Annotated in this window: 1 protein-coding gene; it reads right to left on the bottom strand. The window is 59.3% G+C overall.

Going from position 1 to position 751, the window contains the following annotated elements:
- Positions 1-60 precede the first annotated feature (60 nt).
- Complete coding sequence (gene nfuA / locus PG5_RS32850) at positions 61-645, bottom strand: Fe-S biogenesis protein NfuA (protein ID WP_007912592.1); 585 nt, start codon at positions 643-645, stop codon at positions 61-63.
- Positions 646-751 lie beyond the last annotated feature (106 nt).

Genomic DNA, 751 nt, shown 5'->3' on the forward strand with positions numbered 1-751 from the left:
GAGCGTGGGAACGATCGGCGCTCACGATGGGCGCCGTTTTTTCATTTTGCAGCGAACACCTTAGTAGTAGGCGTTTTCTTTCTGCGTGTGGTCGGTCACGTCGCGCACGCCCTTGAGCTCGGGAATACGCTCGAGCAAGGTGCGCTCAATGCCTTCCTTCAAGGTCACGTCGGCCTGGCCGCAGCCTTGGCAACCGCCGCCGAATTGCAGGACGGCAATGCCGTCTTCGACCACGTCGATCAGGCTGACCTGGCCGCCGTGGCTGGCCAACCCAGGATTGATCTCGGTTTGCAGGTAGTAGTTGATGCGCTCGTTGACCGGGCTGTCGGCGTTGACCATCGGCACTTTGGCGTTTGGCGCCTTGATGGTCAACTGGCCGCCCATGCGGTCGGTGGCATAGTCGACAACGGCATCGTCCAGGAACGCTTCGCTGAAATGGTCGATGTAAGCGGTGAAGCTTTTCAGCCCCAGCGCGGTGTCTTCGGGTTTTTCTTCGCCCGGCTTGCAGTACGCAATGCAGGTTTCGGCGTACTGGGTGCCAGGCTGGGTGATGAAGACGCGGATGCCGATACCCGGGGTGTTCTGCTTGGAGAGCAGATCAGCCAGGTAATCGTGGGCGGCGTCGGTGATGGTAATAGCGGTCATGGAAACTCCTCGCAGGCTTGGGCGCAGTTTACGCCAATCATCGCGCCGGACAAAGTCCTAGTATTTTTGTCGGGAAAGATTCCGACAATCCCCCTGTAGGAGCTGC

The organism is Pseudomonas sp. G5(2012), assembly GCF_000408945.1.
Classification (GTDB): Bacteria; Pseudomonadota; Gammaproteobacteria; order Pseudomonadales; family Pseudomonadaceae; genus Aquipseudomonas; species Aquipseudomonas umsongensis.

Bases quoted from the DNA above. Each gene is read 5' to 3' on its own strand.
- nfuA (WP_007912592.1), bottom strand. From the start codon at position 645: ATGACCGCTATTACCATCACCGACGCCGCCCACGATTACCTGGCTGAT.